Here is a 2,169-nt window from a genome sequence, read left to right as displayed (position 1 = left end):
TAGCGGCAGTGGGGTGTCCACGCGGCCGGCGTGATCATGTCGTCCGAGCCGCTGCTCGACATCATCCCGATCATGCGCCGCGAGCAGGACGGCCAGATCGTCACGCAGTTCGACTACCCCTCGTGCGAGTCGCTCGGCCTGATCAAGATGGACTTCCTCGGGCTTCGCAACCTGACGATCATCTCCGATGCGCTCGACAACATCCGCACCAACCGCGGCGAGGAGCTCGATCTCGAGCACCTCGCTCTCGACGACCGCGGCGCCTACGACCTGCTCGGTCGGGGTGAGTCGCTCGGCGTCTTCCAGCTCGACGGCGGGCCCATGCGATCGCTCATGCGGCTCATGCGTCCCGACAACTTCGGCGACATCTCGGCTCTGATCGCGCTGTACCGCCCCGGTCCGATGGGCGCGAACTCGCACACGAACTATGCGCTGCGCAAGAACGGCCAGCAGCCGATCACCCCGATCCACCCCGAGTTCACGGATTCCCTCGCCGACATCCTCGACGAGTCCTACGGCCTGATCATCTACCAAGAGCAGGTCATGGCCATCGCGCAGCGCGTAGCCGGCTTCTCGCTCGGGCAGGCAGACATCCTCCGGCGCGCGATGGGCAAGAAGAAGAAGTCCGAGCTCGACAAGCAGTTCGAGGGCTTCCAGGCGGGCATGCACGCGAACGGCTACTCCGACGGGGCTGTCAACGCGATCTGGGAGATCCTGCTCCCGTTCTCCGACTACGCCTTCAACAAAGCGCATTCGGCCGCATACGGAGTCGTCTCGTACTGGACCGCCTACCTCAAGGCCCACTATCCGGCCGAGTACATGGCTGCGCTGCTCACCAGCGTGGGTGACTCGAAAGACAAGATGGCGCTGTATCTGAACGAGTGCCGCCGCATGGGCATCAAGGTGCTCCCGCCGGACGTCTCCGAGTCGATCAACTACTTCGCGGCCGTCGGAGACGACATCCGCTTCGGGCTCGGAGCAGTGCGCAACGTCGGCAGCAACGTCGTCGAAGGCATCGTGAAGGCCCGCAAGGACGGGCGGTTCACCTCGTTCCACCACTTCCTCGAGAAGGTGCCGCTGCACGTCTCGAACAAGCGCACCGTCGAGTCGCTGATCAAGGCGGGCGCGTTCGATTCGATGGGCGACTCGCGCCGCGCGCTCCTCGAGGTTCACGAGGATGCGGTCGAGGCCGCGGTCGATCGCAAGCGCAACGAAGCCCAGGGAGCCATCGGCTTCGACTTCGACAGCCTGTACGACGGTCTGGAGGAGGTGGCGCCCGCGAAGGTTCCGGCGCGACCCGAGTGGATCAAGAAGGACAAGCTCGCCTTCGAGCGCGAGATGCTCGGGCTCTACGTCTCGGATCATCCCCTCGCCGGACTCGAGGTGCCGCTCGCGAAGCATGCGTCGATCTCGATCCACGATCTCAACAACTCCGAGGACATGCAGGACGGCGAGCAGGTGACGGTCGCCGGACTCGTGACGAGCGTCCAGCATCGCGTCGCGAAGGCCAGCGGAAACCCCTACGGCATGATCACCGTCGAGGACTTCAACGGCGAGGTGACGGTCATGTTCATGGGAAAGACCTACACCGAGTTCCAGCACATCCTGCAGCAGGACTCGATCCTCGCCGTGCGCGGGCGCGTGTCGAAGCGCGATGACGGACTCAATCTGCATGCGCAGTCGGCGTTCGCCCCTGACGTCGGCTCGTTCGACGCGGCCGGCCCGTTGTCTCTCGTGCTCGCCGAGCAGAGAGCCACCGAGCGTGTGATGAAAGAGCTCGCCGATGTGCTGCGCCGCCACAACGGAGACACCGAGGTCGTGCTCCGTGTGCATCGGGGGAGTACCGCGAAGGTGTTCGACGTGCCGATGCCGGTCAAGGTCTCGTCAGACCTGTTCGGCGATCTCAAGTCGCTGCTCGGGCCGACCTGCCTGGGGTGATGGGCCCGGGTGGTGGGGAGGGCTCCCCATGACAGCCTCCCCGGCTCACCGGGTAGGATCAGGACGCGTTGGGTGCAGGGCGTCCGAGGCCCCGCACCGTGACGAAAGGACCATCCCATGAGCACGGAATCCCCCTTCCCGAACAGCGATGGCTCCGATGCAGACGGCGCCGCCGTGGCATCCGAGACCGTCGTCGACGAGGTCTTCTCCGACGAGGACGGCGTTCTCTAC

The 2,169-nt window shown here is 65.1% G+C and carries 1 pseudogene; it reads left to right on the top strand.

Going from position 1 to position 2,169, the window contains the following annotated elements:
• Positions 1 to 1,938, top strand: a pseudogene (gene dnaE / locus J7E68_RS01315) (DNA polymerase III subunit alpha); the annotation flags it as partial.
• Between the last annotated feature and the right edge of the window lie 231 nt (positions 1,939 to 2,169).

This window comes from Microbacterium sp. ISL-103, assembly GCF_018613995.1.
In the GTDB taxonomy this organism is placed as follows: domain Bacteria; phylum Actinomycetota; class Actinomycetes; order Actinomycetales; family Microbacteriaceae; genus Microbacterium.
This window is presented reverse-complemented; position numbering and strand designations above follow the sequence as displayed.